23 protein-coding genes are annotated in these 22,879 nt (G+C 43.2%); 12 read left to right on the plus strand and 11 right to left on the minus strand.

All coding sequences use genetic code 11. The features are described from left to right. Positions 1-23: 23 nt before the first annotated feature. Entirely contained in the window at positions 24-632 is a 609-nt protein-coding gene (gene yihA, locus ACFQ3S_RS06370; RefSeq protein ID WP_377162448.1) for a ribosome biogenesis GTP-binding protein YihA/YsxC, read from the minus strand. Positions 633-686: 54 nt separating this feature from the next. Between yihA and ACFQ3S_RS06375 the strand changes: the two genes are divergently transcribed. Next, positions 687-1,178 (plus strand): VOC family protein, encoded by a 492-nt coding sequence (locus ACFQ3S_RS06375; protein WP_377162450.1) that lies wholly within the window; start codon positions 687-689, stop codon positions 1,176-1,178. Between the two features lie 283 nt (positions 1,179-1,461). Here the strand turns inward: ACFQ3S_RS06375 and ACFQ3S_RS06380 are convergent, their stop codons facing one another. Together ACFQ3S_RS06380 and ACFQ3S_RS06385 are read right to left on the minus strand one after the other, a co-directional pair. Next, positions 1,462-2,193: a DUF481 domain-containing protein gene (locus tag ACFQ3S_RS06380; RefSeq protein ID WP_377162452.1), complete on the minus strand. Its 732-nt coding sequence runs from the start codon at positions 2,191-2,193 to the stop codon at positions 1,462-1,464. A gap of 310 nt (positions 2,194-2,503) precedes the next feature. Next, positions 2,504-3,754, minus strand: coding sequence for a DUF2130 domain-containing protein (locus ACFQ3S_RS06385; RefSeq protein ID WP_377162454.1), 1,251 nt, complete (start codon positions 3,752-3,754; stop codon positions 2,504-2,506). A gap of 127 nt (positions 3,755-3,881) precedes the next feature. On the opposite strand from ACFQ3S_RS06385, the gene ACFQ3S_RS06390 reads away from it, so the two are divergent. Both ACFQ3S_RS06390 and ACFQ3S_RS06395 read left to right on the plus strand, forming a co-directional pair. Then, positions 3,882-5,885, plus strand: a complete 2,004-nt coding sequence (locus ACFQ3S_RS06390; RefSeq protein WP_377162456.1) for a gliding motility-associated C-terminal domain-containing protein — start codon at positions 3,882-3,884, stop codon at positions 5,883-5,885. A 95-nt stretch (positions 5,886-5,980) separates the two neighbouring features. Beyond that, complete coding sequence (locus ACFQ3S_RS06395) at positions 5,981-6,778, plus strand: TIGR00266 family protein (RefSeq protein WP_377162458.1); 798 nt, start codon at positions 5,981-5,983, stop codon at positions 6,776-6,778. A gap of 139 nt (positions 6,779-6,917) precedes the next feature. Here ACFQ3S_RS06395 and ACFQ3S_RS06400 read toward each other — a convergent pair whose 3' ends face one another. From ACFQ3S_RS06400 to ACFQ3S_RS06410, 3 genes are all read right to left on the minus strand, one after another. Beyond that, on the minus strand, positions 6,918-7,427 hold the full coding sequence (locus tag ACFQ3S_RS06400) for a hypothetical protein (protein WP_377162460.1): 510 nt from the start codon (positions 7,425-7,427) through the stop codon (positions 6,918-6,920). Then, a complete protein-coding gene (locus ACFQ3S_RS06405; protein ID WP_377162462.1) occupies positions 7,411-7,881 on the minus strand; it encodes a sigma factor-like helix-turn-helix DNA-binding protein in 471 nt (156 codons plus the stop codon). The genes ACFQ3S_RS06400 and ACFQ3S_RS06405 overlap by 17 nt, the downstream gene beginning before the upstream one ends. 465 nt (positions 7,882-8,346) lie before the next feature. Beyond that, positions 8,347-9,138 carry a hypothetical protein gene (locus ACFQ3S_RS06410; protein WP_377162464.1) on the minus strand — a complete coding sequence of 264 codons (792 nt, stop codon included), beginning with the start codon at positions 9,136-9,138 and terminating at the stop codon, positions 8,347-8,349. Positions 9,139-9,415: 277 nt separating this feature from the next. Here ACFQ3S_RS06410 and ACFQ3S_RS06415 point away from each other — a divergent pair, with 277 nt between their 5' ends. Further along, entirely contained in the window at positions 9,416-10,204 is a 789-nt protein-coding gene (locus tag ACFQ3S_RS06415) for a DUF3050 domain-containing protein (protein ID WP_377162466.1), read from the plus strand. Positions 10,205-10,232: 28 nt separating this feature from the next. Here the strand turns inward: ACFQ3S_RS06415 and ACFQ3S_RS06420 are convergent, their stop codons facing one another. Next, entirely contained in the window at positions 10,233-10,745 is a 513-nt protein-coding gene (locus tag ACFQ3S_RS06420) for a hypothetical protein (protein WP_377162468.1), read from the minus strand. Between the two features lie 37 nt (positions 10,746-10,782). Then, positions 10,783-12,303 (minus strand): 2,3-bisphosphoglycerate-independent phosphoglycerate mutase, encoded by a 1,521-nt coding sequence (gene gpmI, locus ACFQ3S_RS06425; protein ID WP_377162470.1) that lies wholly within the window; start codon positions 12,301-12,303, stop codon positions 10,783-10,785. 198 nt (positions 12,304-12,501) lie between these two features. Between gpmI and nadC the strand changes: the two genes are divergently transcribed. Genes nadC through ACFQ3S_RS06445 form a run of 4 tightly spaced genes read left to right on the plus strand, consistent with a single transcriptional unit; the run spans position 12,502 to position 15,634 of the window. Further along, positions 12,502-13,350: a carboxylating nicotinate-nucleotide diphosphorylase gene (gene nadC / locus ACFQ3S_RS06430; RefSeq protein ID WP_377162472.1), complete on the plus strand. Its 849-nt coding sequence runs from the start codon at positions 12,502-12,504 to the stop codon at positions 13,348-13,350. A gap of 40 nt (positions 13,351-13,390) precedes the next feature. Continuing rightward, entirely contained in the window at positions 13,391-14,038 is a 648-nt protein-coding gene (gene plsY / locus ACFQ3S_RS06435; RefSeq protein WP_377162474.1) for a glycerol-3-phosphate 1-O-acyltransferase PlsY, read from the plus strand. Between the two features lie 12 nt (positions 14,039-14,050). Then, a complete protein-coding gene (locus ACFQ3S_RS06440) occupies positions 14,051-14,851 on the plus strand; it encodes a M48 family metallopeptidase (RefSeq protein WP_377162476.1) in 801 nt (266 codons plus the stop codon). A 51-nt stretch (positions 14,852-14,902) separates the two neighbouring features. Continuing rightward, positions 14,903-15,634 (plus strand): YqjF family protein, encoded by a 732-nt coding sequence (locus ACFQ3S_RS06445; protein WP_377162478.1) that lies wholly within the window; start codon positions 14,903-14,905, stop codon positions 15,632-15,634. A 129-nt stretch (positions 15,635-15,763) separates the two neighbouring features. Here the strand turns inward: ACFQ3S_RS06445 and ACFQ3S_RS06450 are convergent, their stop codons facing one another. Beyond that, positions 15,764-16,375: a tetratricopeptide repeat protein gene (locus ACFQ3S_RS06450; protein WP_377162480.1), complete on the minus strand. Its 612-nt coding sequence runs from the start codon at positions 16,373-16,375 to the stop codon at positions 15,764-15,766. 533 nt (positions 16,376-16,908) lie between these two features. Here ACFQ3S_RS06450 and lon point away from each other — a divergent pair. The 3 genes from lon (at position 16,909) to ACFQ3S_RS06465 (ending at position 21,171) form a co-directional block, all read left to right on the plus strand. After that, a complete protein-coding gene (gene lon / locus ACFQ3S_RS06455; RefSeq protein ID WP_377162482.1) occupies positions 16,909-19,392 on the plus strand; it encodes an endopeptidase La in 2,484 nt (827 codons plus the stop codon). A gap of 196 nt (positions 19,393-19,588) precedes the next feature. Then, positions 19,589-20,113 carry a hypothetical protein gene (locus ACFQ3S_RS06460; RefSeq protein ID WP_377162484.1) on the plus strand — a complete coding sequence of 175 codons (525 nt, stop codon included), beginning with the start codon at positions 19,589-19,591 and terminating at the stop codon, positions 20,111-20,113. An 83-nt stretch (positions 20,114-20,196) separates the two neighbouring features. Beyond that, positions 20,197-21,171: a lipid A deacylase LpxR family protein gene (locus ACFQ3S_RS06465; RefSeq protein WP_377162486.1), complete on the plus strand. Its 975-nt coding sequence runs from the start codon at positions 20,197-20,199 to the stop codon at positions 21,169-21,171. Positions 21,172-21,252: 81 nt separating this feature from the next. On the opposite strand, the gene arfB is transcribed toward ACFQ3S_RS06465, so the two are convergent. Then, on the minus strand, positions 21,253-21,666 hold the full coding sequence (arfB, locus tag ACFQ3S_RS06470; RefSeq protein ID WP_377162488.1) for an alternative ribosome rescue aminoacyl-tRNA hydrolase ArfB: 414 nt from the start codon (positions 21,664-21,666) through the stop codon (positions 21,253-21,255). A 66-nt stretch (positions 21,667-21,732) separates the two neighbouring features. On the opposite strand from arfB, the gene cmk reads away from it, so the two are divergent. Then, positions 21,733-22,410, plus strand: a complete 678-nt coding sequence (gene cmk, locus ACFQ3S_RS06475; RefSeq protein ID WP_377162490.1) for a (d)CMP kinase — start codon at positions 21,733-21,735, stop codon at positions 22,408-22,410. Here the strand turns inward: cmk and ACFQ3S_RS06480 are convergent. Continuing rightward, complete coding sequence (locus tag ACFQ3S_RS06480) at positions 22,400-22,876, minus strand: deoxycytidylate deaminase (RefSeq protein ID WP_377162492.1); 477 nt, start codon at positions 22,874-22,876, stop codon at positions 22,400-22,402. The genes cmk and ACFQ3S_RS06480 overlap by 11 nt on opposite strands. Positions 22,877-22,879 lie beyond the last annotated feature (3 nt).

A 22,879-nucleotide genomic window follows, 5' to 3' on the forward strand; every position in this document is an offset into this window, starting at 1 on the left:
CCTCCTGATAGGGGCAAGTTCCACTACCAATTCTTCACAAAAGCCTTGTTTACACTATCAATGAAGCCAAGCACATCATCCCGACCCAGTTTATTTTCGGCAGAAGTTACAAAGCATTGTGGTACTTCCTCAAAGGTTTCTCCTAAAGCTTTTTTAAACAGGGCCACATTTTGGTCTGTTTTTAAGCCCGATTGCTTATCGGCTTTAGTAAATACCAGCACAAATGATAATCCTTTTTCGCCAAGCCAATTGCAAAAGGCAAGGTCTATTTTTTGAGGCTCGTGCCTACCATCTATCAGTACGAATACACATTGCAGGCTTTCACGTTTATCCAGGTAGGTACGTATAAACTTATCCCAATCCTCTTTTTTACTTTTAGAGATCCGTGCGTAGCCATAACCGGGTAAATCAACCAAATACCATTCTTCGTTGATGTAAAAATGGTTAATCAATTGGGTTTTCCCGGGCGTTTGAGAAGTTTTGGCCAGGCCTTTTTTGTTCACCAGCATGTTGATCAATGAAGATTTACCCACATTAGATCGGCCGATGAAAGCGTATTCGGGCTTTTCGGGTGGCGGGAGTTTAGAAATTTGCGTGTTACTGCAAATAAATTCAGCAGATTTGACAATCATGGTACAAAGGTAACTGTTGTATCCTGTAAATTTGATGTTTAAACATATATTATTATGGATGATTACCAAATACCTGTGCAAACCCGTATAGGTCACGTGCATTTAAAAGTAAGCAATCTGCAACGCTCCATTGATTTTTATTGCGGCTTACTGGGTTTTGAATTGATGATGAAGTACGGTAGCCAGGCGGCCTTTATATCGGCCGGAGGTTACCATCACCATATTGGTTTAAATACCTGGCATAGCTTAGGTTCGGGTCCTGCTCCCGAGCAGTATCCGGGTTTATACCATACCGCAATATTGTACCCGCAGCGTAAAGACCTGGCCGCCATTTTTCAACGCCTGATTGATGAAAAATACCAGCAAATTACCGGCGCATCAAACCATGGCGTATCGGAAGCCATATACCTGAACGACCCCGATATGAACGGCGTTGAACTGTACTGGGACCGCCCTAAAGACCAATGGCCCCAAGACGAAGCGGGCGAACTAACCATGTTTACCCAGCGGTTAGATGTGGAAGATTTACTGGCAGAGTTAAAATAATTAAATAAAGTTAAAGTTGATATAATTTATTCAAATACTTCTTTAACAGTAACTTAATTTACTATTATTACTTTAAGTGATGACTTGAAAAGCTATTTAATAGGGCATGTAACTGCAAACAGTGATTAATTTTTTAAGAATTTAAAATAGTTTAAGGGTTTACACATGCTTTTAATTTTCATGCTAAAACTTCAGACAGGCAGTTTGCTTTAGATATGAACCAGGAATGCAGCTTACCTAAATAAGGGGACAGATAGCCCTGCCGAAAGTACCGTATAGGTTCTCAAAAATACTTCTCTACTTTTAACCCGTAGGTAAGCAACAGGTTTTCGCTTTGGGTGCGCGATATTTTATTGTACGACAGGTTACTGTTGAGATTTAACCAGTTGCTAATTTTAAAACCCAGGCCAAATGTCGAACGCAGTATATAATCGCCCTTGCGGTTTAAAGAATTTTGCAGAAAGTTGCCGCTATCTAAGGTAATGAGGTTACCGATCACAAAGTGAAGTTGCACCCGGAAGGAATTGCGGTACGTGTTGTACACCTCGCGGGTGGTATCGTTGGTGTTAATATCACTCAGGTCGTACAAAATACCGTTGCTTACATTAAGGTAAGCATTGGGGCGGTCATAAATACTATAGGCAATACCACCACCTGCCAGCAGTTGCTTGTTTATTTTGAGCGAGTAGCTGGTGTTATAGTTCACCAATCCCCAATAATAAGCATGCGGTATGGCTTTATACAAGTTAAAATCGATAGATGAAGAAAAATCATTATTGGTAAGATCACCATTGAATTTACCGTAAACCCAGCTATTAGTAGCGTTAAAGGCAACGCTTTTCTTTTTCACCTCAAAGCGCAGTCCGTTATTAAGCAGGTAAGCATTACCATCGCGTGCGCGGTTCACCGAGCCGGTTGAATTGTAGATGACGTGGTAATTTGTGGTATCATTAAACTGGGCCCGGGCGGTGTAGGCGGTTTGTAAAAAGAGCAGAATAATTAAGCATTTATACATACGCGGTAGTTTGTTTGCCTTATACCCGACAACCCAACAGCCGGTATTGTTTGTGGTTTTAATGTGGAAATGGCTTCGCCCCTACCCTATGATCTAATATGATATAACGTTAAATATTTGTTAGTCTGAGCTTGTCAAAGACTTGTACGGCTTTCTAAGTCCTCCGCCCTCGCCCGGCTCCAGCCGAGTGAGCACTATGAAGCTACCTCCGGCCGCCATCGACCATTAACGACAAAAGTACAGAGTGTCGGCCGGAGGCCGTTCAATATTTGCCACTCGGCTGGAGCCGAGCGGCAACTGCTTTGCAATTTTACCCTAACATCAGCAGATCCTCATCATCGGTCAAACTCAGCTGAATATTTTCACTGCCGGCTATGCCTTCAATAGAACCCTGAATGTGTACGGCGCTCAGCAATACTTTTTCCAGTTGCTTCTCGCGTACCTTCCACATTTTTTCCATGGCTTCACGTTCGCGGTGTATGGACATGCGCATACTGGTAAATCCTTCGCGCAGGGCTTTCCACTGCTCTTTAAACTCGTTACTCATCAGGTAATCATACAGCAAGTGCATTTTGTCACCCTTACCTTCCTGCGCCTTTAAAATGGCCGAGGTTTTCATTACACTTTCGCGCAAAACGTACGATACCGCCTTAACCTCGGTAAACGAGCAAATCCATACCCCATCCTTTTCGCCAAAGCAGTCCATATCTTTAGGGTAGCATTGAGTTACAATTACGGCCACATCGGCACCGGTATGGCGCATGTCTTTTTTAAGCTTCTCTATCCAGTCTATCCCAAAATCTTTAGTGCGTTTGCTTTCGTAAATAATTTTGCCGCATTCCTGCCCAAATTGGTTGCGCACGGTTTGCACACAATCGGCCCCGCGGATGCCCTTGCCTACCTCGTTCACCATATCGAATGGGAAATAGCTGCGCAACTGCTCTTCCAGTATCAGTTCCTGCACTTCGCCTTGCAATTGCATAGAACCCTGCTCGGCCTTACGCTTCATTTCATCGGCCAGTTTCTTTTGATCGTCCAGTTGTTTTTCCAGCTCGCGTACCTTAAACTGGTACTCGGTATCGCGCATCGAAAACTTTTCGGCTTCCTGCTTGCGAATCTGCTCGGCCAGGGCCTCGCGCTGTTCCTGCAATTTGCGCTGGGTTACCAGCTCCAGTTCTTCTTCGCGTTGTTTGAGGTTTTGTTCTTTCTGTAAAAACTCCAGCTCTTTTTGTCGGGAAGTACGCAGTTTTTCGTCCGATTCCTTCACCGAATTTTCGAGCATCCGCATTTGGTTCTCTACATCTGCTTGTATAGACCGGCGCAAACTTTCTTCCATGCTCTGCTGCAACTCGCGTTTCTCCTCATTTAAACGAACCTCGAACTGGTGTTGCTGCTGACGTTGTTTAGTAGCAAATTCTTCTTCTTTCTTCCTAAACTCATCTTCCTTTTGCTGGGTATATTGCTGCATTTGCTTGCGCAGCTGCTTTTTATATTCTTCGGTCATCACTTCCTCAATAGGAAAGCTGTGACTACAATTAGGACATTTTACTTCGGTTGCCATACATCAATTACCTTAAAGGTGAGTTAAAGGTAGCGGTAATTTTGATAAAAATATTAGTAAAAATTAAATTGACTTGCCGCAACTATTATTAGTACAGCTTTTAATAGAATAGTTATTTTAGCAGCGTATGAAATTGGGCCTATTTGCTTTATTACTTATTATTAGTAACGTTTATTGCCGGGCTCAAACTGGCTTTAGTTGTCAGCAGGCTATAAACTTAACTCAGTTAAGTAATTTTTGCTCAAACGCAAACCAGTATTCTAACACCGATTTAAGCCAGAATGGCCAAACCTGGTTCAAATTTACCGCTACCAAAACCGATGTTAATATCACTGTAAAAGGCAATAAGGCCGATAGTCTTTTTATACCGGTGCTAACCCTCTCTCAAGACTGCCTGGGCGGGTCAATCGTTGGATCTCTTAATACTATAGACAATATAAGCACTTACTATAAAGGTGGTTTAACCGTTAGCTCAACCTATTACATCAAAGTAAATGATGCCAACGGAAACAAGGGTTCTTTTCAGCTTTGTATCAATAATTTCAGTTCGCCTGTACAGGCCGGGCAAGATTGTTCAACAGCCTTATACCTATGTAACAATTCCACTTTCCGGCAAAATGTAGTGAGTGGTGCCGGCATCAGCAACAACGAAAGTGCGGGCACTTGTATGGGTGGTACCGAATCGAACTCGGTTTGGTATAAATGGCGTGCAGCCACCAGCGGCCCATTGGTGTTTACCATTACCCCCGATAAAACTACTGATGATATTGATTTTGTATTATACGATCTGGGTACTTCGGATAATTGCGCCAACGCCAATGCGGCTAACGTTTTACGCTGCGCGGCGGGCCACGGCGTTGATAACAGCTCCTGCCCAAACGAGCCGCTGTATTATAAAACCGGGCTTTCATTTACCGAGACGGACGTTAGCGAACAATCGGGTTGCGGCAGCGGGCAAAATGGCATGTTACGCTACCTTGATATGCAGGAAGGCCACTACTACGCGTTATTAATCAACAATTTTACCAGCATTAACGCCGGCCTCACTTTAAGTTTTGCCGACCAGAACGGCGTTGGCGGTACCAGTACCTTTGCCAGCCCTGATGCTGATATTGAAGTTTCACTGGCCGATTCGTGCTTGGCTAACCGTACTTATTATGTAAAGAACAACAGCGCCAATTACACTGATTTAAAATGGGATTTTGGCAGTGGCGCGCAACTTATTGATGTGGATGCCACCGGAAAATACACCGTATATTATTCCAGCCCTGGTATTAAGAACATTACCCTAACGGCCACAAACGATATAGGTTGCAGTGCCCTTACTACAAAACCTTTAGACGTTCCTGTGGTAATACTGCCCGAAAAGCCGGTTATAGTTATTAACCAAAATAACTTTTGCATAGGTGATGTTATGGAACTTAGTGTAACCGAACAACCCGGTATAAATTATAGGTGGACCGGTCCTGATAATTATTCAGCAACATCAGCTAAGGTAAGCATCCCTGTTACCAGCATGTTACAGGCCGGAACCTATAATGTAACCGCTTATTTAGATTATTGTCCGGGCGAAACATCCAGTATTGAGGTAACCGGGATCTATAATAAACCGGTCGCTACGTTTACTACCGATCCAAAAATGGGTACTAAACTGGATCTCCCGGTTAGTATAACCTTCAATAACCGATCGTTATATGCCGACCGCTACCTGTGGGACTTTGGGGACGGCTCCACCTCAACGCTTGAGAACCCGGTACATCAATATACCAAGCCTGGTTCATACTACATCAGGCTTTTTGCATTTAATAACTTTTGTTCGTCTTTTACGGTACAGGGGCAGTATGTAGTAGATGCCGAAAACATCATTTTCATCCCTAACACATTTACTCCCAATGCCGATGGTGTAAACGATTTATTTGGTGTAAGTATTTCTAATATTAACACTTACCAGCTAATTATATATACGCGCTGGGGCCAGCAGGTTTTCCAATCACGTGATCCACTTAAAAAATGGGACGGCACCTATGGCAACAATCAAATGCCAACAGGCACTTATTATTATATACTTACCGCAACGGGCCTAAAAGGTAATTACATTAAAAACTCAGGATTTGTAACGTTAATACGCTGATGAGCCATTACATGGTAATGCCAGCCATTTTTTATTTATTAAAAATTTGTAATATATCTTTTAAATATACATCTAATATAAAACTTCAATTAGTTATGCAAAACCACGAAATTGACTACCGCATTTTTGGCGAAGAGATGCAATATGTAGAAGTTGAGCTCGACCCGAGTGAAACCGCCGTTGCCGAAAGTGGCGCGTTTATGATGATGGACGACGGCATACAAATGCAAACCATTTTTGGCGACGGCAGCGATCAGCAGGGCGGCGGCGGACTGATGGGTAAACTCTTTAGTGCGGGCAAACGCCTGCTTACCGGCGAAAGTTTGTTTATGACCGCCTTTACCAATGTAGGCCACGGCAAACGCCGCGTGAGTTTCGCATCCCCTTACCCGGGTAAAATTATCCCGTTAAATTTAATGACCTTAGGTAATTCGGTTATTTGCCAAAAAGATGCCTTTTTGTGCGCGGCTAAGGGTGTGGCTATTAACATTGAATTTCAGCGCAGGCTGGGTACCGGTTTATTTGGTGGTGAGGGCTTTATTATGCAGCGCCTGCAGGGCGATGGCATGGCCTTTATGCACGCCGGCGGACATGTATTTGAACGCAACCTGCAAGCCGGCGAAATGATTAAGATTGATACCGGTTGCCTGGTAGGCTATACCTCGGGCGTACAGTTTGATATTGAATACATAGGCGGCATCCGCAATAAAGTGTTTGGCGGTGAAGGTGTATTTTTTGCCACCCTGCGCGGACCGGGCAAAGTATGGATACAAACCCTGCCGGTAAGCCGCTTAGCCAGCCGTATTTTAAGTTTTGCCGCACCCGGTGGAAGGCGCGAAGAAGGCAGTATTTTAGGCGGCCTTGGCAATTTGCTGGACGGGGACGGGAGATAGGTTTTGAGTCAGAGGAGTCTTTGGTCGGAGAGTCCGAAGTAAATAAGAAGTCCGAAGTTTTCAGTCCAAAGTCGGTATAACTTCAGGGTAAAAACTTCGGACTTTCCCGACCAAGGACTTCTGACTTAAAACTAAAGACTTATCGACTTAAGACTTTAGACTCCCTCCTCAACTCCTGCTTCAGTTCCTGAATATTTTGCTGGGCCTGGCGGTTTTCGAGGTAGAAGTAAATGGCGCAGCCTAAAAATATCTTACCTAAAATAAACACCGCAGCAAAAACATATTTCCAGTTTTTATGGATGCGCATGTGGGTACTTTCCGACTCCACATGAATATATTGATTCTCTTTATTTTCACGCTCCCGGTATTGTCTTTTCTGTCGATCTCCAATTTCTAACGGGTTATTGGGGATAGTGGCTATTTCATTAAATTCGGTTTCAATGCGGTTCCACATATTTGGTGGCGGCGGTACGGCAATGCTACGGGCCAGCTCTTCCAGATCTGTTTCCAGTTCGGTTATAGCTTCCTGCACTTGCGCATAGTTATTTTTCATACGCAACACCTCTTGCTCTTCACCTGCCGATGCCGATCCCATTACGTAAGCCTCCAGTACGCCGCTTTCAATAAATTCTTTAACGTTTCTGTTCATTTCTAATAATGATCAAAGCTTCCCTTAATAATTGCCTGATGTGCTCCTGGGTTTTGTTCAACTCGGTTGCCAGCATATCCAAATTTTTTTGCTGGTAATGTATGCCGCAAAAAACCTGCTGCTGCTCAGCGCTCATTAACCCGGTGTATTTGTTGGCAGCCGCGGTCCAGCTATCACTACCGTTTTCCTTGGTAACTGCCGGTTTATGATGGCTGCAAATCACATTTCTGGTTAGTCGCTGCAACTTTAACCAGGGATTATCGGCATAAACGTACTCTCCAACTTTAGCCTGCACCTGTTTAAATACTTCAATTAAACACTGCTCGGCCAGGTTGGCGTCTTTCAATACTTCAGTAATATAGCCTAATAACAAGCTTCCATAACGCTGGTATAAAGCGTATGTTGCATTATAGTTGTTAACGGTACTTTGAGGTTGGTTAAATTTAAGGTCCACAGTAATGGCTTACAATAACTTTGTTACAAATATAGCATCAACTGCAGTTGAAAAAAGTGCTTTATTAATTATGTTTTAATTTTATGCGCAATTTTTGAAAATAAATTATTTATTCGTTACCCGGTAACATAGCGTAATCCTTATTTATTTAAAGAAATGCTTAAACGCCGAGGTCGGGAGTCGGGAGTCGGGAGTCGGGAGTCGGGAGTCGGGAGTCGGGAGTCGGGAGTCGGGAGTCGGGAGTCGGGAGTCGGGAGTCGGGAGTCGGGAGTCGGGAGTCGGGAGTCGGGAGTCGGGAGTCTCAAAAGCACATCCTTGGATGTACTTTTGAGACTCTTTGTTTTCATGTTATTGCGAGCGATAGCCACGTGGCAATGACATGTTTTTTTATAATCTGCCGGCGAATGGATCCAGCCAAGTGGCAACTATTAACCGGCCTTTGGCCAACTGTATTTACTCGCGCAACTAATTGTCTGTATAATCAGCTAAAACAAATTTTTTGTTGATAGATAACGGCTTCAAATAATCAATTAAGGCATACTTGTGGTAAAATCCAACCATAACTGCAATCTTTTTCCGGGGGTACATTTTAATATATTTTAAAATATTTTTAGTCATTATTTTGTTACGTAATTCCCAGAAATCAGCATTTTCTTTTGCAAAGCTGTACCAACTTTTCAAGTATTGGTTATAATGTATAATTTCTGTTTCGCGTTTATACAGCAAAGTTTGCCGTAAGGATGCTGCTTGCATACATAGCGCTGAATTGATGTCTTTCAATTTCATGTGGCTGAAATTGTTTAGTATCTGATTAGCACTATATAGAGCATTTACAATAAACCAAGTCGTATCATTTAGTAGATTTTTCTTATACATACTATCTATTAAATTACCCATTTTAATTTCGTTGGAAAAGGTATTATGTTCTTTGTAAAACTTATTTCGATAGTCTATGTCAAAACCTCTAATTGCAGTTTGTGGATGTTGTTGTATGTAAAACTGTGCGGTTTGGCCTTCCAAAGAATTAGCCATCTGCTGTTTAGTCAATTTAATATTTCCTTTATCGTCAATGAGCGATGTATCCCATTCCATCAAAATAATATCAGGTTTAAAAGCCTCAAGCACCTTTATTAAGGAATCTTGTGTTATGTACTTTGTTGGATTGTGTACCGTTGCAATTATACGCAGACGTGTTTGAGCATGAGCTAAAATTGTAAGTGAACAAAAAATAAAGCAAAATGTAACTCTTCTTTTCATCGTTTTAAGATATTTTCTATTAGACACAATAAAGACAAAAAGTGTGACAAATTTCAAGATTAATTTGAAGGTTATTGATGTTTTTGTTCGGTGTTATCACCGTACTACTTTTGTAAAAATTGTTTATTAATACCAACTATTTGCTCAAAGTGTGAGATTATTGAAAGCGACAATATGTAAACCGCACACGTTTAGATTCAAATTTTCGTCATAAAAACCAACTACCCGCTTTTCTTCCTTAACACCTTCTATTTTTGACCCATATTATAACGAAAACATGATAACCAACGATCGCATAGCCCAATTAAAGCACCAAATAGAACCTTTAAGGGCACAACTCATTCAGCATCCGTTGTACCGCCAAATGCAAACACTGGAAGACCTGACCAACTTTATGGAGCATCATGCCTTTGCCGTGTGGGATTTCATGTCGTTGTTGAAAACGTTGCAGCAAAAACTAACCTGTACCAAGGTGCCGTGGATGCCGGTGGGCAGTGCCAATACCCGTTACTTAATTAACGAGATAGTGACCGGTGAGGAAAGCGATGTGGACGAGCAGGGTAACCGTACCAGCCATTTTGAGCTATACTTGCGTGCCATGCAGCAAGCGGGCAGCAGTGCTCAAGCTATAAATGCCTTATTTAATAAATTGCAAAGCGGTAAGCCTATTGAGGAAGCATTAAGTGTTGCCGACATACCTGTAGCGGCACGTAATTTTGTGCAGCATACCTTTGAGGTAATAGATACCAACCAGGCGCACATACAGGCAGCCGTATTCACTTTCGGTCGCGAAGACCTGATACCCGGTATGTTTATCAGCATGGTTAAAGAGATCAGCAGTCAGTTTCCGGGCAAGGTAGATCTGCTGTTGTATTACCTGGAGCGCCATATTGAGGTAGACGGCGACCATCACTCCCACCTGGCTTACCAGATGACCGCCGAACTTTGCGGTACTGATGATATTAAATGGCAGGAAGCCACAAAGGCCGTAGAAGCTTCCCTACAGGCACGTATAGCTTTATGGGATGGCATATCGGCAGTTATCAGCATACCGGTAAACGGGTAGCTCCTGATATTAATAAAAGAGAAGGCCGTTAAAACTTTGGAATAACCCCTTTAATTACGTAGTGGTTAGCGCCCAAAAACTTTACCTGCTGCAGCTTATCGATCAGGTATAACGAATCGGGGTAGTAAGTAAGGTGTTCTGAAGTTTTATACAACAGGTTTTGAGTAAAATTATCTACCCGGATCTTTTTCACCTTACCATTAACCGTTTGTACCACCATGCGGCGGGTTATTAAATGCGGATCGGTAGCGGTATAAACCACCGAATCGCCCTGATTCAGTGTTTTGTAGCTATCTCTCCAGGCCGGCTTATTAATGTCCGACGCGGCGAACAGGCTTAGCTCCTGCCCCCAGTTGTTAACCTTTATTTGCTTGGTTTGCGGGGCACTTTCATTATGCCATACCGTTTTGCTGACCACAACATGGTTCTTAATTAAACGGGCCGAATCGGCGTTCACAAAACTTTTGAGGTCGAAATAACGCTTAGCGCCGTTCACTTGTACATCTGGCCGGCAAGCTGCCAGCACAGATATACAGATCATGATGCTAAATATCAGCTTAATGCTGTTGAAAAAAGTTTTACACCAATACATCACCCGTCATCACTTCAGGTATTTGCACACCTAATATACTTAAAATGGTTGGCGCTATATCGCCCAGTTTACCGTCGTTAATGTGCTGAATATCTTTATCAATCAAAATACATGGCACCAGGTTAGTGGTGTGTGCCGTGTTTGCCGAACCATCCTCATTGATCATGTAATCGGCGTTACCATGATCGGCAATGATGATGAATGAGTAGCCGTTTTGCAATCCGGTTTCCACCAGGGTTTTCACACAGGCATCAACCGTTTCGGCAGCTTTAACCACAGCATTAAATACACCGGTATGGCCCACCATATCGGTATTGGCAAAGTTGAGGCAAATAAAATCGGCCCAGCCGCTGTGCAGTTCGGGCAGTATGGCATCACGGATACCTTCGGCGCTCATTTCGGGCTGCAGATCGTAAGTAGCCACTTTAGGCGATGGCACCATCAGGCGTTTTTCGTTGCTAAACTCACGCTCACGTCCACCTGAAAAGAAAAAAGTAACATGCGGGTACTTTTCCGTTTCGGCAATGCGGATCTGGTTTTTACCGGCGTTCTGTAAAACTTCGCCCAGGGTGTTGCTCAAATCATCTTTAGTGAAGATCACCTGTACGTTATTAAACGTTTCATCATACGTGGTCATGGTAATATACCGCAGGTTGAGCGCGTGCATATTTTGCTCCGGGAAGTCTTTCTGACACAAAGCCTGGGTAATTTCGCGGCCACGGTCGGTACGGAAGTTAAAGCAAATCACCACATCACCATCTTTAATAGTAGCAATAGGGTTGCCGTCAACATCGGTGCGAATAATAGGCTGTATAAATTCATCGGTTACGCCATCGGCATACGATTCTTTAATAGCTTCTACCATGTTCATGGCAGGTCGGCCGGTGCCGTTCACCAGCAGATCGTAAGCCAGTTTAACACGCTCCCAGCGGTTATCGCGGTCCATGGCGTAATAACGGCCAATGGCAGAGGCCAGTTTAACCGGCTGCTGGCTTATGGCAATTTCCAGGTCGGTAATGTAACCAATACCCGAATTAGGGTCGGTATCACGGCCATCTAAAAAGGCATGAATAAATATTTTTTCCAAACCAAAACCTACGGCTGCGTCGCACAGGCCTTTCAGGTGTTTGGTATGTGAGTGTACGCCCCCGTCAGATACTAAGCCTATCAGGTGTACATCTTTATCGTTTTGCTTAGCGTATTCAAAAGCTTCCTTAACCACATTAATATTAGGAAACTCATTATCGTCTACCGCTTTGTTAATACGGCCCAGTTCCTGGTAAACTACACGGCCAGCGCCTAAGTTCATGTGGCCCACTTCCGAGTTGCCCATTTGCCCTTCGGGTAAACCTACAGCAGTGCCCGAGGTTACCAGTTTGGAGTTAGGGTACTTTTGGAGCATCTCATCAAAAAACGGGGTATTGGCCATATATATGGCGTTCGATTCGTCCTGACGGCCGTATCCCCAGCCATCTAATATTAATAAGGCAACTTTTTTATTTTCCACAGGGCAAATATAGTTGATTAGTTGATTGGTGGGAAGTTGAATTGTGAGTAGTTGAATAGTTATTTACCGGTTGCTGTTAACCACATAAGCAGTTAACTACTTAACCAATCAACTCACTCAACCACTCAACTAATCATAAATTCGAAAAACTAAATCCTAACTAATTGTTTTACTTTTGAAACGTAAATACTTACTATTTTGGATAAAGAACTTGTTGATGCTTTTATTGAGCGGGCCATGGCCGAGGATGTAGGCGATGGCGATCATACCTCGTTAGCTACTATTCCCGAAGGTACTATGGGCAAAGCCCGCCTGTTGGTTAAAGATACCGGCATACTGGCCGGCGTTGAACTGGCCGTGGAAATCTTTCGCATGGTTAGCCCCGATCTTAAAGTGGATGTTTTAATACAAGACGGCGCATGGGTTAAACCTAAAGATATAGCCTTTACCGTAGAAGGCAGCGTGCATTGCATATTACGCGCCGAGCGTTTGGTGTTGAACTGTATGCAGCGCATGAGCGGCATTGCCACCAAAGCGCGCCGTATAACCGATATGCTGAAAGGCACCAATACCAAAGTACTCGATACCCGCAAAACCACGCCCGGCTTCCGTTACCTCGAAAAATGGGCCGTACAAATTGGCGGCGGTGTAAACCACCGGTTTGGATTGTACGATATGATCTTGATTAAGGACAACCATGTAGATTACTCAGGCGGTGTGCGTGAAGCTATCTATAATACGCACGAATATTTAAAAGCCGAAAACAAAAAGCTGCCAATTGAAATTGAAGTACGCAACCAGGAAGAGCTTGACCAGGTTTTGGAAACCGGCGGTATCGACCGCATTTTGTTAGATAATTTTAAGATCCCCGATCTAAAAAATGCGGTAAATATTATATCGGGTAGGTATGCTACTGAGGCATCGGGAGGTATTACCGAAGACAATATACAGGATTATGCCGCCTGCGGTGTGGACTATATATCGGTAGGCGCGTTAACCCATTCGGTAAAAAGTTTGGACCTGAGTTTAAAAGCCGTTAAGCAATAAAAACCTTGATATTGCATTCATTTAGTATTATTGTGGCAAAATGATAACTATCTACTCTGTTTTAGTGCTTATACTGGCCTACTTGTTTGGCTCTATTCCTACCGCAGTATGGATAGGTCAAGCTTTTTATGGGATAGATGTGAGGGAATACGGCAGCGGTAACGCCGGTGCTACTAATACGTTTAGAGTACTGGGCAAAAAGGCCGGCATACCCGTTATGCTAATGGATATACTAAAGGGATGGACGGCCACCAACCTAGCTTATTTTTTGAGCGTTACTACCACCGGTGGGCACCAATCGGCAGCCTTTATTAACTATGAGCTGGCTTTAGGTATTGCCGCGGTAATGGGCCATTTGTTCCCGGTTTTTGCAGGTTTTAGAGGCGGCAAAGGTGTGGCTACACTTTTTGGAATGGTTTTAGCTGTTAACCTGCATGCCGCCTTACTTTGCGTGCTGGTTTTTATTATTGTTTTGCTGTTAACCAAATACGTATCGCTCAGCTCCATATTGGGCGGCTTTACCTATTCTATAGGCGTAACTTTTATATTTCCGATGTATATTAAATCGGTTATTATATATAGTATGTGTATATGTGTGCTTATTTTGGTAACCCATCAAAAAAATATTGAACGTTTGCTCAAAGGCAAGGAGTCGAAAGTAAACCTGTTTAAAAAAAAATTAGCCTAAAACATCTATCTTATGAAAATTTCAAAACTTATCCTGGCGTTAACAACCGCCGTTGTATTTTACTCGTGCTCTACGGTACCGTTAACCGGCCGTAAACAATTTTTAGCCGTTGGCGATGCCCAGGTTAACGAATCGGCTGCGGCAAGTTACAAGCAACTCCTGTCCGACCCTAAAACCAAAGTAATTAGCAGCAGTGCCGATGCCCAGCGTGTTAAGCGTGTAGGCAATCAACTGGCATCGGCTATTCAACGTTACCTAAGCCAAAACGGTTATGGCGACCAATACAACTTTCAATGGGAATTTAACCTGATTGAAAGCAACGAAGTAAACGCCTGGTGTATGCCCGGCGGTAAAGTAGCTGTGTACAGCGGCATTTTGCCTATTACTAAAGACGATGCCGGTTTAGCTACCGTTATGGGTCACGAAATTGGTCATGCTATTGCCAAGCACTCCGCCGAACGTATTTCACAGGAATACGTAGCGCAGGGTTTGGGCGCCGCGGTTGGTGTGGCTTCAAATAGCTCACAATCAGGTTTATTAAAAATAACGAATGCCTTGTATGGTACCGGCAGTCAACTGGCGCTGTTACATTATGGTCGTGGCCAGGAAACCGAAGCCGATCGCTTAGGTTTAACCTTTATGGCTATGGCCGGTTATGATCCAAACGCCGCTGTTGGTTTTTGGCAACGTATGGCTGCTAAAAGCGGCGGTGCGGCACCACCAGAGTTTTTAAGTACTCACCCGTCAGATGCCACCCGGATCCGCGAAATTCAAAACCGCATACCCGAGGCGATGAAATATTATAAGAAATAATAAAAGAAGCCCCTCCCGGGGAGGGTTAGGGAGGGGCTACGTACATGATTTATGCCTAAAATCAAATTTCTGCAAGCCGAATGGCGCGATCTGTTAATGATCAATTACGAGGTAGACCCTGAAGTGCTCAAGCCCTACCTACCTGCCTATACCGAACTTGACCTTTGGCAAGGCAAGGCGTTGGTGAGTATGGTAGGCTTTATGTTTTTAAACACCAAAGTGCTGGGGGTGAAATGGCCGTTTCATGTAAACTTTGAAGAAGTAAACCTGCGCTTTTACGTGCGTTACTTTAACGGAAAGGAATGGAAACGCGGTGCTGTTTTTATCAGCGAAATTGTACCAAAATTAATAATACCGCTTGTTGCCAATAACCTTTATAACGAACACTACAAAGCCCTGCCCATGAGGCACTCGGTAAAGTTATTGCCAAACCAGCAATCTGAATATTTATACGAGTGGAAATACAATGGCTGGTGGAACAAACTGGGTGCTACGGTAAGTGATGCATACACCCCTATGCAAACAGGTAGCGCCGAACAATTTATATTTGAGCATTACTGGGGGTATAATTCTATTAATGCCAGCACTACTTTAGAGTATGCTGTAGAACACCCTTCGTGGGAAATAGCACTGGTTACCAATCCCGTTTTTGAAGCCGAAGTGGGCATGCTCTATGGTAAAACATTGGAGCCGTACTTAAAGCAACCTTTTTCAGCATTTTTTGCCAAAGGATCTGCCGTGGCGGTTAGGGTAGCGCAGAAGATTAGGAAAGGTAGTGATTAGTGTTTGAGAGTTTCTTAATTATCCTAAATTTCATGTTATTACCAGCAATAGCATGGCAATAACATTGCTACCGCTCCTCGCAATAACAGGTTATTTAGTAAACTCAGAAAAGTAAGATTATTTTATAATTTACCTGTGCCCCAACACTGTAGCCAGTTTTTCTTTGCAAACCTCTAACAAAGACGAAATATCACTTCGACTGGGATTGCCATCCAGCACACGTTCAAAATCGCCTATGGCGGCTTTAAGAGCGGTTGCTGCGCGGGCTTTGTCAAACGATGCGGTTTGCATTTTCAGCGTCGCGTAATCTTTGTAATTAATACCCCGGTTCTGGTAATAGCTGTCTTCCGCTTTAATTAATATAGCTTTGGTAAGGTCGGCAATGGCTCCCAGCAGGCATTTCTCCTTTTCGTTAGCCGGTATCTGCAAATCTTTCGCCATGTTACTTTTAGCCTTCGATCTAAAAAAATACGCAGCCTGATCGGTTGGATTGATAGCCAGCACTTTGGTGTAAGCCGTTATAGATTTTTTATAGTTTTCGCTGTGAAAATAAGAATAACCCAGCATCCACAATGCATTAGTGTTATTGGTGTCAACCACACACGCTTTCTCCAGCTGGCGTACGGCAGTTTTAAAGTCCTTGTCCATTAACGCCTGGTAACCTAATTTAAGGTAGGCGTTTTGGGCCGAACTTTCTAAAGTGGATACAATAAGAAAGGACAATATGACCGACAGTCTCATTATTAAAATATGCTAAACCAATTCACATACATATAACTGGTATGTATGTTATTTATTGTAGGATAATAAGTAATATAAATTTAATACAGCAATTTGTACACTCCCAAGTAAATCAATCTTAAAATTTCAGTCCCCTTTTGATAGGGGAGAGCTACACTAAACGTTGGCAGGAGTGTATTACAGGGCAGTATGTCAACCAAAACCTGTAAAAGGTGTACAAGTCCCTCCACCCTGCTTAAAAGAGGAAACACCCAGCTTTTAAAAGCATTTTCCCTGGGTATGCTTCACCCTACTTTCACCTGAATGAGTTGGCAATAATAATAAATCAATTACAATTAACTATGCAAAAATTACTTCTTTGGGAGTTTATTGTACTATAATGGTAAATTGTCACATCGCCACACATTGGCATATCAATTGAACAACTACCTTATTAGCGCATAAAAGCGTATTTTTGTTATACTGTCAACAGCCGATATTAGTACAGGCTGACAACATGACGTTTTTTACTACTATAATTAGAAAGGTACTTGATGAGTTTCGATCCATTTGATTTTAAAAATACATTACCCATTATAAACGAGGATTCAGAATTCTTCCCGCTGATGTCAACAGAGGACGAAGAAGAAATGAATAATGAGCAAGTACCTGAATTTTTATCCATACTTCCCTTACGCAATACCGTACTATTCCCCGGTGTGGTTATACCCATAACCGTAGGCCGCGATAAATCTATCAAACTCATACGCGATGCCAACAAAGGCGACCGTATTGTGGGTGTTGTTGCCCAGCGCGAAATAAACGCTGAAGACCCCGAATTTAGCCAGTTGCATAATGTAGGTACCACAGCATTGATTATTAAAATGCTGCAAATGCCCGATGGTAACACCACGGTTATTTTACAAGGCAAAAAGCGTTTCATTCTTAAAGAAGAGATACAGAACGAACCTTATTTAAAGGCCACTATTGAGCCTTTTAAAGAAGTTACCTTTAAAGAAGATAAAGAATTTAAAGCCATGGTATCGTCGGTTAAAGACATGGCCATGAGCATTGTACAGCTATCGCCCAACATACCCAGCGAGGCAGGCATTGCTATCCGTAATATTGAAAGCACTTCTTTTTTGATCAACTTCATTGCATCCAACATGAATGCTGATATGGAGGCCAAGCAGTTGCTGTTGGAAACGCCCAGCCTGCGCGACCGTGCCCGTATCGTTTTAGAGCATTTGACCACCGATTTGCAAATGCTGGAGCTTAAAAACCAGATCCAAACCAAAGTACGAACCGATTTAGACAAGCAGCAGCGCGATTACTTTTTAAACCAGCAGCTAAAAACCATACAGGAAGAATTGGGTGGTTCATCGCCCGATCTGGAAATCGAAAACCTCCGTACCCGTTCGCTCAAAAAGAAATGGTCGAAAGAGGTAAGCACCCATTTTCATAAAGAACTGGAAAAATTACAACGCATTAACCCTGCCGCGGCCGATTACTCGGTACAGATGAATTACCTGGAACTTTTGCTCGATTTGCCCTGGAACGAGTTCACCAAAGATAACTTCGACCTGAAACGCGCCCAAAAGGTTTTAGATAAAGACCATTTTGGAATGGACAAGGTTAAACGCCGTATTATTGAGTACTTGGCTGTATTAAAGCTGAAGCACAACATGAAGGCGCCCATACTATGCCTGGTTGGCCCTCCGGGAGTAGGTAAAACCTCGTTGGGTAAATCTATTGCAAAAGCCCTGGGCCGTAAATATGTACGCATGGCTTTAGGCGGCGTGCGCGATGAGGCCGAGATACGCGGTCACCGTAAAACTTACATCGGCGCTATGCCGGGCCGTATTGTGCAATCTATTAAAAAAGCCGGTGCTGCCAACCCGGTGTTTATTTTAGATGAGATAGATAAGGTAGGTAACGATTTCCGCGGCGACCCATCATCGGCCCTGCTGGAAGTTTTAGACCCTGAACAAAACAGTACCTTTTATGACCATTACGTAGAGCTGGATTTTGACCTGAGCAACGTGATGTTTATTGCCACTGCCAACTCGCTAAGTACCATACAACCCGCCCTGCTGGATAGGATGGAGATTATAGAAGTGAACGGTTATACCATTGAAGAGAAAATTGAGATAGCCAAACAGCACCTGCTGCCTAAACAACGCGAAGCGCATGGCGTAAAAACCAAAGACGTGGTTATTAAAAACGACGTAATGGAAAAGGTGATAGAAGATTACACCCGCGAATCGGGCGTACGTGGTTTAGAAAAACAAGTGGGCTCTGTAGTGCGGGGCATTGCCAAAAGTATTGCTATGGAAGAGCCTTACACCCCTGTAGTAAGTAAAAAAGATGTAGAGCGCTTTTTAGGAGCACCTATTTACGATAAAGACCTGTACGAAAACAATGAGGTTGCCGGTGTGGTTACCGGCCTGGCCTGGACCCAGGTAGGCGGCGATATTTTGTTTATTGAGGCCAGTTTAAGTCCGGGTAAAGGTCGTTTAACCTTAACCGGCAGCCTGGGCGATGTGATGAAGGAATCGGCCACTATTGCCCTGGCTTACCTGCGGGCGCATGCCGGTTATTTTAATATAGACCAGAAGCTGTTTGAGCAGTGGGATATTCACGTACACGTACCGGCTGGCGCTACCCCTAAGGATGGGCCATCGGCTGGTATTACCATGCTTACGGCTTTAACATCGGCATTTACGCAGCGCAAGGTAAAACCACACTTAGCCATGACAGGCGAAATTACCCTCCGCGGCCGTGTGTTGCCGGTTGGTGGTATTAAAGAAAAGATCTTAGCCGCCAAACGAGCCAATATCAAGCAGATCATTTTGTGCCAAAGCAACCAAAAAGACATCCTCGAAATTAAGGAAGACTATATTAAAGACCTCGAGTTTCATTACGTAAAAGAAATGCGTGAGGTAATTGATTTGGCCTTATTACAGGAAAAAGTGAATGAGCCTTTGAATCTTACCGTTAAGGAAGACCAAAAGCCTCATTTAAATTATGCTGATTAATCCTTATAGCCTGTACGCGTTTTAGTATTGGAAACGCTTCAGCAAATCATATTTATTATTCAAAAGCCGGCATGTGCCCGGCTTTTGTTGTTATAAACTTCAAACAACTGCTATGAGGAAAAAATATAATTATAGTAGCATATTGCTATCAAAGTTACTTGTAATTAAGTATCTTGGATTCAAATTTTGAACCTTAATGAAAACCTTTATCAACCTCACATGGGTAACCCTATTAATGTTATTGCTAAACCAAGCCAGTGCGCAAACATCCGACGGTAAAACAGATTCTACATTATTCAAACGTGTGCAAAATGTTTATGTAGAACTTGGAGGCCCCGGCTTGCTTTTTTCCGCTAATTACGATACCCGCTTTCAAAACCGTCAGGATGGTATAGGCGGGCGTGTCGGCTTGGGTTTATTTGCCACCGGTGGATTTTCCCTGACTACCGTTCCTGTTCAGTTGAACTATTTACTGGGTAAAAAGGGTAAATATTTTGAAATAGGCCTGGGTGGTACGTTTGTAAAAGCAAACAACAATAACGATAACGACAATGATGACTTTTTTGATTTTAACGAATCTACTACCATAGGCACCATGACTTTCGCCTATCGGTATCAACCGGTAAACGGTGGTTTTAATTTCAGAGGCGGGTTAAATACACTTTTTAACAGCTCAAATTTTGTCCCTTTTTATGGTGTTAGCTTTGGCTATACATTTTAATATATAAAGATCTGTATTCTGTAACAAAAGCCCCGTTATACCGGGGCTTTTGTTATTTTAGCATCTGCTTACTAATTAATTGCATGAAATTTAAAGGATTTACCATAGCCCTGCTTTTATCTGTTGCTGCAACTCAGTTATTAGCTCAAAACCGTACCCAAGAATTTGGCTTCCAGTCGGATAACGATTCGTTTTTAGCACAAGGGTCAGATCGTTATTACACCAACGGCCTGTTTGTATTTTACCGTAGGGGTATGGATTTTAAAAACCCCAAACTGGCTAATAAAGTGTTAGGATTTGAAATAGGGCAGAAAATTTTTAATCCCATATCAGGCAGTGTGCCTGATGCTACTTACGTTGACCGTCCGTTTGCAGGATACCTGTACATCGGCGCTAATATCAATTACCTTTTCCGTAACGAAAGCAACTTTAAGTTCAGCCTGCAAACCGGTGTTATTGGTCCATCGGCCTTGGGTAGGCAGGTACAAATAGCCATTCATAAAACCTTTGGCTTTTACCAGCTTAACGGCTGGCAATACCAAATTAAAAACAACTTTCAGGTGAATGCGTCGGCAGAATATAACCGCTTATTGTTCAGGCAATCGTGGGTTGATTTAACAGCAACCGCTTATGCAAATGGGGGCACTGGCTTTACCGGGGCTGGCATTGGACCTTTGCTGCGTTTAGGTAATTATAACCTGCTCTTTAATTCGGTGAGTACCCAAAGTACCGCTACCCGCAACAGCATTGCTCCCATGCATGCCAAAGAGATCTTTTTACATTACAAACCCCAGTTTAACTATATTGCCTACGATGCTACCGTAAAAGGAAAACTGGGTAACCAGGAACTCGAACCCGGCAGCCTGGAAATTACCAGCGATCCAAAGTCTTTAACCTTTAGTCACCAGGTTGGGGTATCATACGCCGGCCCCCGCTGGATCTTTGATGCCACTGCCACCTTCGTTACCAAAGAAGTAAAAACGCAAACTTTCAACACCCACCAGTGGGGATCGGTGAGTGTGGTGTACCGCTTTAATGGGTACAAGCCAAAAATGTAATTTTTTGTAATTATTTGCGGAAATATGTAATTTTTTGAAAGAATATGAACTTTTATGAAGCGAAAATTAGCCAATAATAGGCTAATCCTCGCTTTTACCACCCTGCCGCATCTGCTTCTTAACCGACTGCATCCGCTTTTGGTCTAACCGTTTGGCCTTAACACCTTTGCTTACTTTGGTAGCCCGGCGAGCCTTTGGCTTATGTAGTGCCTGGGTAAGCAGGCTCACGAGTTTGTCCATCGCCCGCTCCTTGTTCAGGAACTGGCTCCGCTCCTCTTCGCTAATCACCTGCAAGTGGCCGTCCTTGTTCAATCTATTTTGCAACTTATTTATAATCAGCAATTTATCTTCATCAGTAAACAAACCCGACCGCTGAATATTGAACAACAGTTCTACCTTGGTTGACACCTTATTTACGTTTTGCCCTCCTTTACCCCCGCTTCGTGAAGTTTTGTAGATCACTTCTTTTTGAAGGTCGGCCTTATTAAAATCCATTATTCAAAGCTAACTTTAATCCTGCGACCCTCAAAATTTAACGCAAATTTGTACCTTAGCGGCACGATGAGCAAAAACATTGTAGTGGCTATTGATGGTTATTCATCATGCGGAAAAAGCACTTTAGCCAAAGCATTAGCCAAAAACCTTCATTTCATTTACGTTGATAGCGGCGCCATGTACCGCGCCGTAACGCTCTATTTTTTAAGGAATAACGTTGATTTAAATAACCCCGAGCAAGTTTCGGAGGCCCTTAAAAATATTCATCTCAACTTCCATTCTCGCGATTATCAAACGCATATTACCCTGAATGATGAAGAGGTTTCTGACGAGATCCGCTTAATGCCCGTATCGCAAAACGTGAGCCCTGTATCGGCCATACGGGAAGTTCGTAAGGAAATGGTGGCCCAGCAGCAACGGATGGGCAAATCTAAAAATATTATTATGGATGGCAGGGATATTGGCACGGCCGTATTCCCTAATGCGCAGGTAAAACTGTTTATGACCGCCGATCCGCATGTACGTGCCCAACGCCGTTATAAAGAACTGCAAGTTACTAACCCTGATGTTACTTTAGAAGAGATATTTGAGAACATTGCACACCGCGATTATTCGGATACCACCCGTAAAGAAAGCCCGTTGATGCGGGCCGAAGATGCCATTATTTTGGATAACACTAACATTACCCCTGAGGAGCAATTAGCCTTTGCATTAGAAAAAGTCAAACCTTTTATTAAGAGCTAACAGCATCTGTTTCAGGCTCAAACTTGAGGGCCTCCACACCAAAACGCTTTAAAAAGTCAACGCCTTCGTCGCTGGGCAGACCTTTGTATTCAGCGTAGGAATGCTGGTAATATACCTTGGTTATACCGGCCGAAAAGATAAGCCTTGCACAAGGCAAACATGGCGACAGCGTGGTGTACATGGTCGCTCCTTCTAACCGGGCCCCATTCTTTACCGCATAAAGTATCGTATTTTCTTCGGCGTGTAAAGCTAACGAACAGCTGCCCCTGGCATCGCGCGGACAGCCGTTTTCGGGCCATTCTATATCACAATTATGGGTACCTGCAGGCGGTCCGTTATAACCTACTGATATAATGCGGGTATCCTTAGTAAGTACCGCGCCAACCTGTGCTTTAACGCAGTGCGAACGCCTGGCAAAATCATTGGCCAGGTTCATAAATATCTGATCGAAAGAAAGTTTACTCATACC

The organism is Mucilaginibacter terrae, from assembly GCF_042679325.1.
Lineage (GTDB): Bacteria > Bacteroidota > Bacteroidia > Sphingobacteriales > Sphingobacteriaceae > Mucilaginibacter > Mucilaginibacter terrae.

What these genes read in the sequence shown, in the direction of transcription:
- ACFQ3S_RS06380 (WP_377162452.1), bottom strand. Translation starts at nt 2,193, where the DNA reads ATGTATAAATGCTTAATTATTCTGCTCTTTTTACAAACCGCCTACACC.
- ACFQ3S_RS06480 (WP_377162492.1), bottom strand. Translation starts at nt 22,876, where the DNA reads ATGAGTAAACTTTCTTTCGATCAGATATTTATGAACCTGGCCAATGAT.
- ACFQ3S_RS06440 (WP_377162476.1), top strand. Translation starts at nt 14,051, where the DNA reads ATGAAAATTTCAAAACTTATCCTGGCGTTAACAACCGCCGTTGTATTT.
- ACFQ3S_RS06395 (WP_377162458.1), top strand. Translation starts at nt 5,981, where the DNA reads ATGCAAAACCACGAAATTGACTACCGCATTTTTGGCGAAGAGATGCAA.
- ACFQ3S_RS06390 (WP_377162456.1), top strand. Translation starts at nt 3,882, where the DNA reads ATGAAATTGGGCCTATTTGCTTTATTACTTATTATTAGTAACGTTTAT.
- plsY (WP_377162474.1), top strand. Translation starts at nt 13,391, where the DNA reads ATGATAACTATCTACTCTGTTTTAGTGCTTATACTGGCCTACTTGTTT.
- ACFQ3S_RS06400 (WP_377162460.1), bottom strand. Translation starts at nt 7,427, where the DNA reads ATGAACAGAAACGTTAAAGAATTTATTGAAAGCGGCGTACTGGAGGCT.
- ACFQ3S_RS06465 (WP_377162486.1), top strand. Translation starts at nt 20,197, where the DNA reads ATGAAATTTAAAGGATTTACCATAGCCCTGCTTTTATCTGTTGCTGCA.
- ACFQ3S_RS06445 (WP_377162478.1), top strand. Translation starts at nt 14,903, where the DNA reads ATGCCTAAAATCAAATTTCTGCAAGCCGAATGGCGCGATCTGTTAATG.
- ACFQ3S_RS06420 (WP_377162468.1), bottom strand. Translation starts at nt 10,745, where the DNA reads ATGATCTGTATATCTGTGCTGGCAGCTTGCCGGCCAGATGTACAAGTG.
- cmk (WP_377162490.1), top strand. Translation starts at nt 21,733, where the DNA reads ATGAGCAAAAACATTGTAGTGGCTATTGATGGTTATTCATCATGCGGA.
- ACFQ3S_RS06385 (WP_377162454.1), bottom strand. Translation starts at nt 3,754, where the DNA reads ATGGCAACCGAAGTAAAATGTCCTAATTGTAGTCACAGCTTTCCTATT.
- ACFQ3S_RS06410 (WP_377162464.1), bottom strand. Translation starts at nt 9,138, where the DNA reads ATGAAAAGAAGAGTTACATTTTGCTTTATTTTTTGTTCACTTACAATT.
- yihA (WP_377162448.1), bottom strand. Translation starts at nt 632, where the DNA reads ATGATTGTCAAATCTGCTGAATTTATTTGCAGTAACACGCAAATTTCT.
- ACFQ3S_RS06450 (WP_377162480.1), bottom strand. Translation starts at nt 16,375, where the DNA reads ATGAGACTGTCGGTCATATTGTCCTTTCTTATTGTATCCACTTTAGAA.
- arfB (WP_377162488.1), bottom strand. Translation starts at nt 21,666, where the DNA reads ATGGATTTTAATAAGGCCGACCTTCAAAAAGAAGTGATCTACAAAACT.
- ACFQ3S_RS06460 (WP_377162484.1), top strand. Translation starts at nt 19,589, where the DNA reads ATGAAAACCTTTATCAACCTCACATGGGTAACCCTATTAATGTTATTG.
- ACFQ3S_RS06415 (WP_377162466.1), top strand. Translation starts at nt 9,416, where the DNA reads ATGATAACCAACGATCGCATAGCCCAATTAAAGCACCAAATAGAACCT.
- lon (WP_377162482.1), top strand. Translation starts at nt 16,909, where the DNA reads ATGAGTTTCGATCCATTTGATTTTAAAAATACATTACCCATTATAAAC.
- ACFQ3S_RS06375 (WP_377162450.1), top strand. Translation starts at nt 687, where the DNA reads ATGGATGATTACCAAATACCTGTGCAAACCCGTATAGGTCACGTGCAT.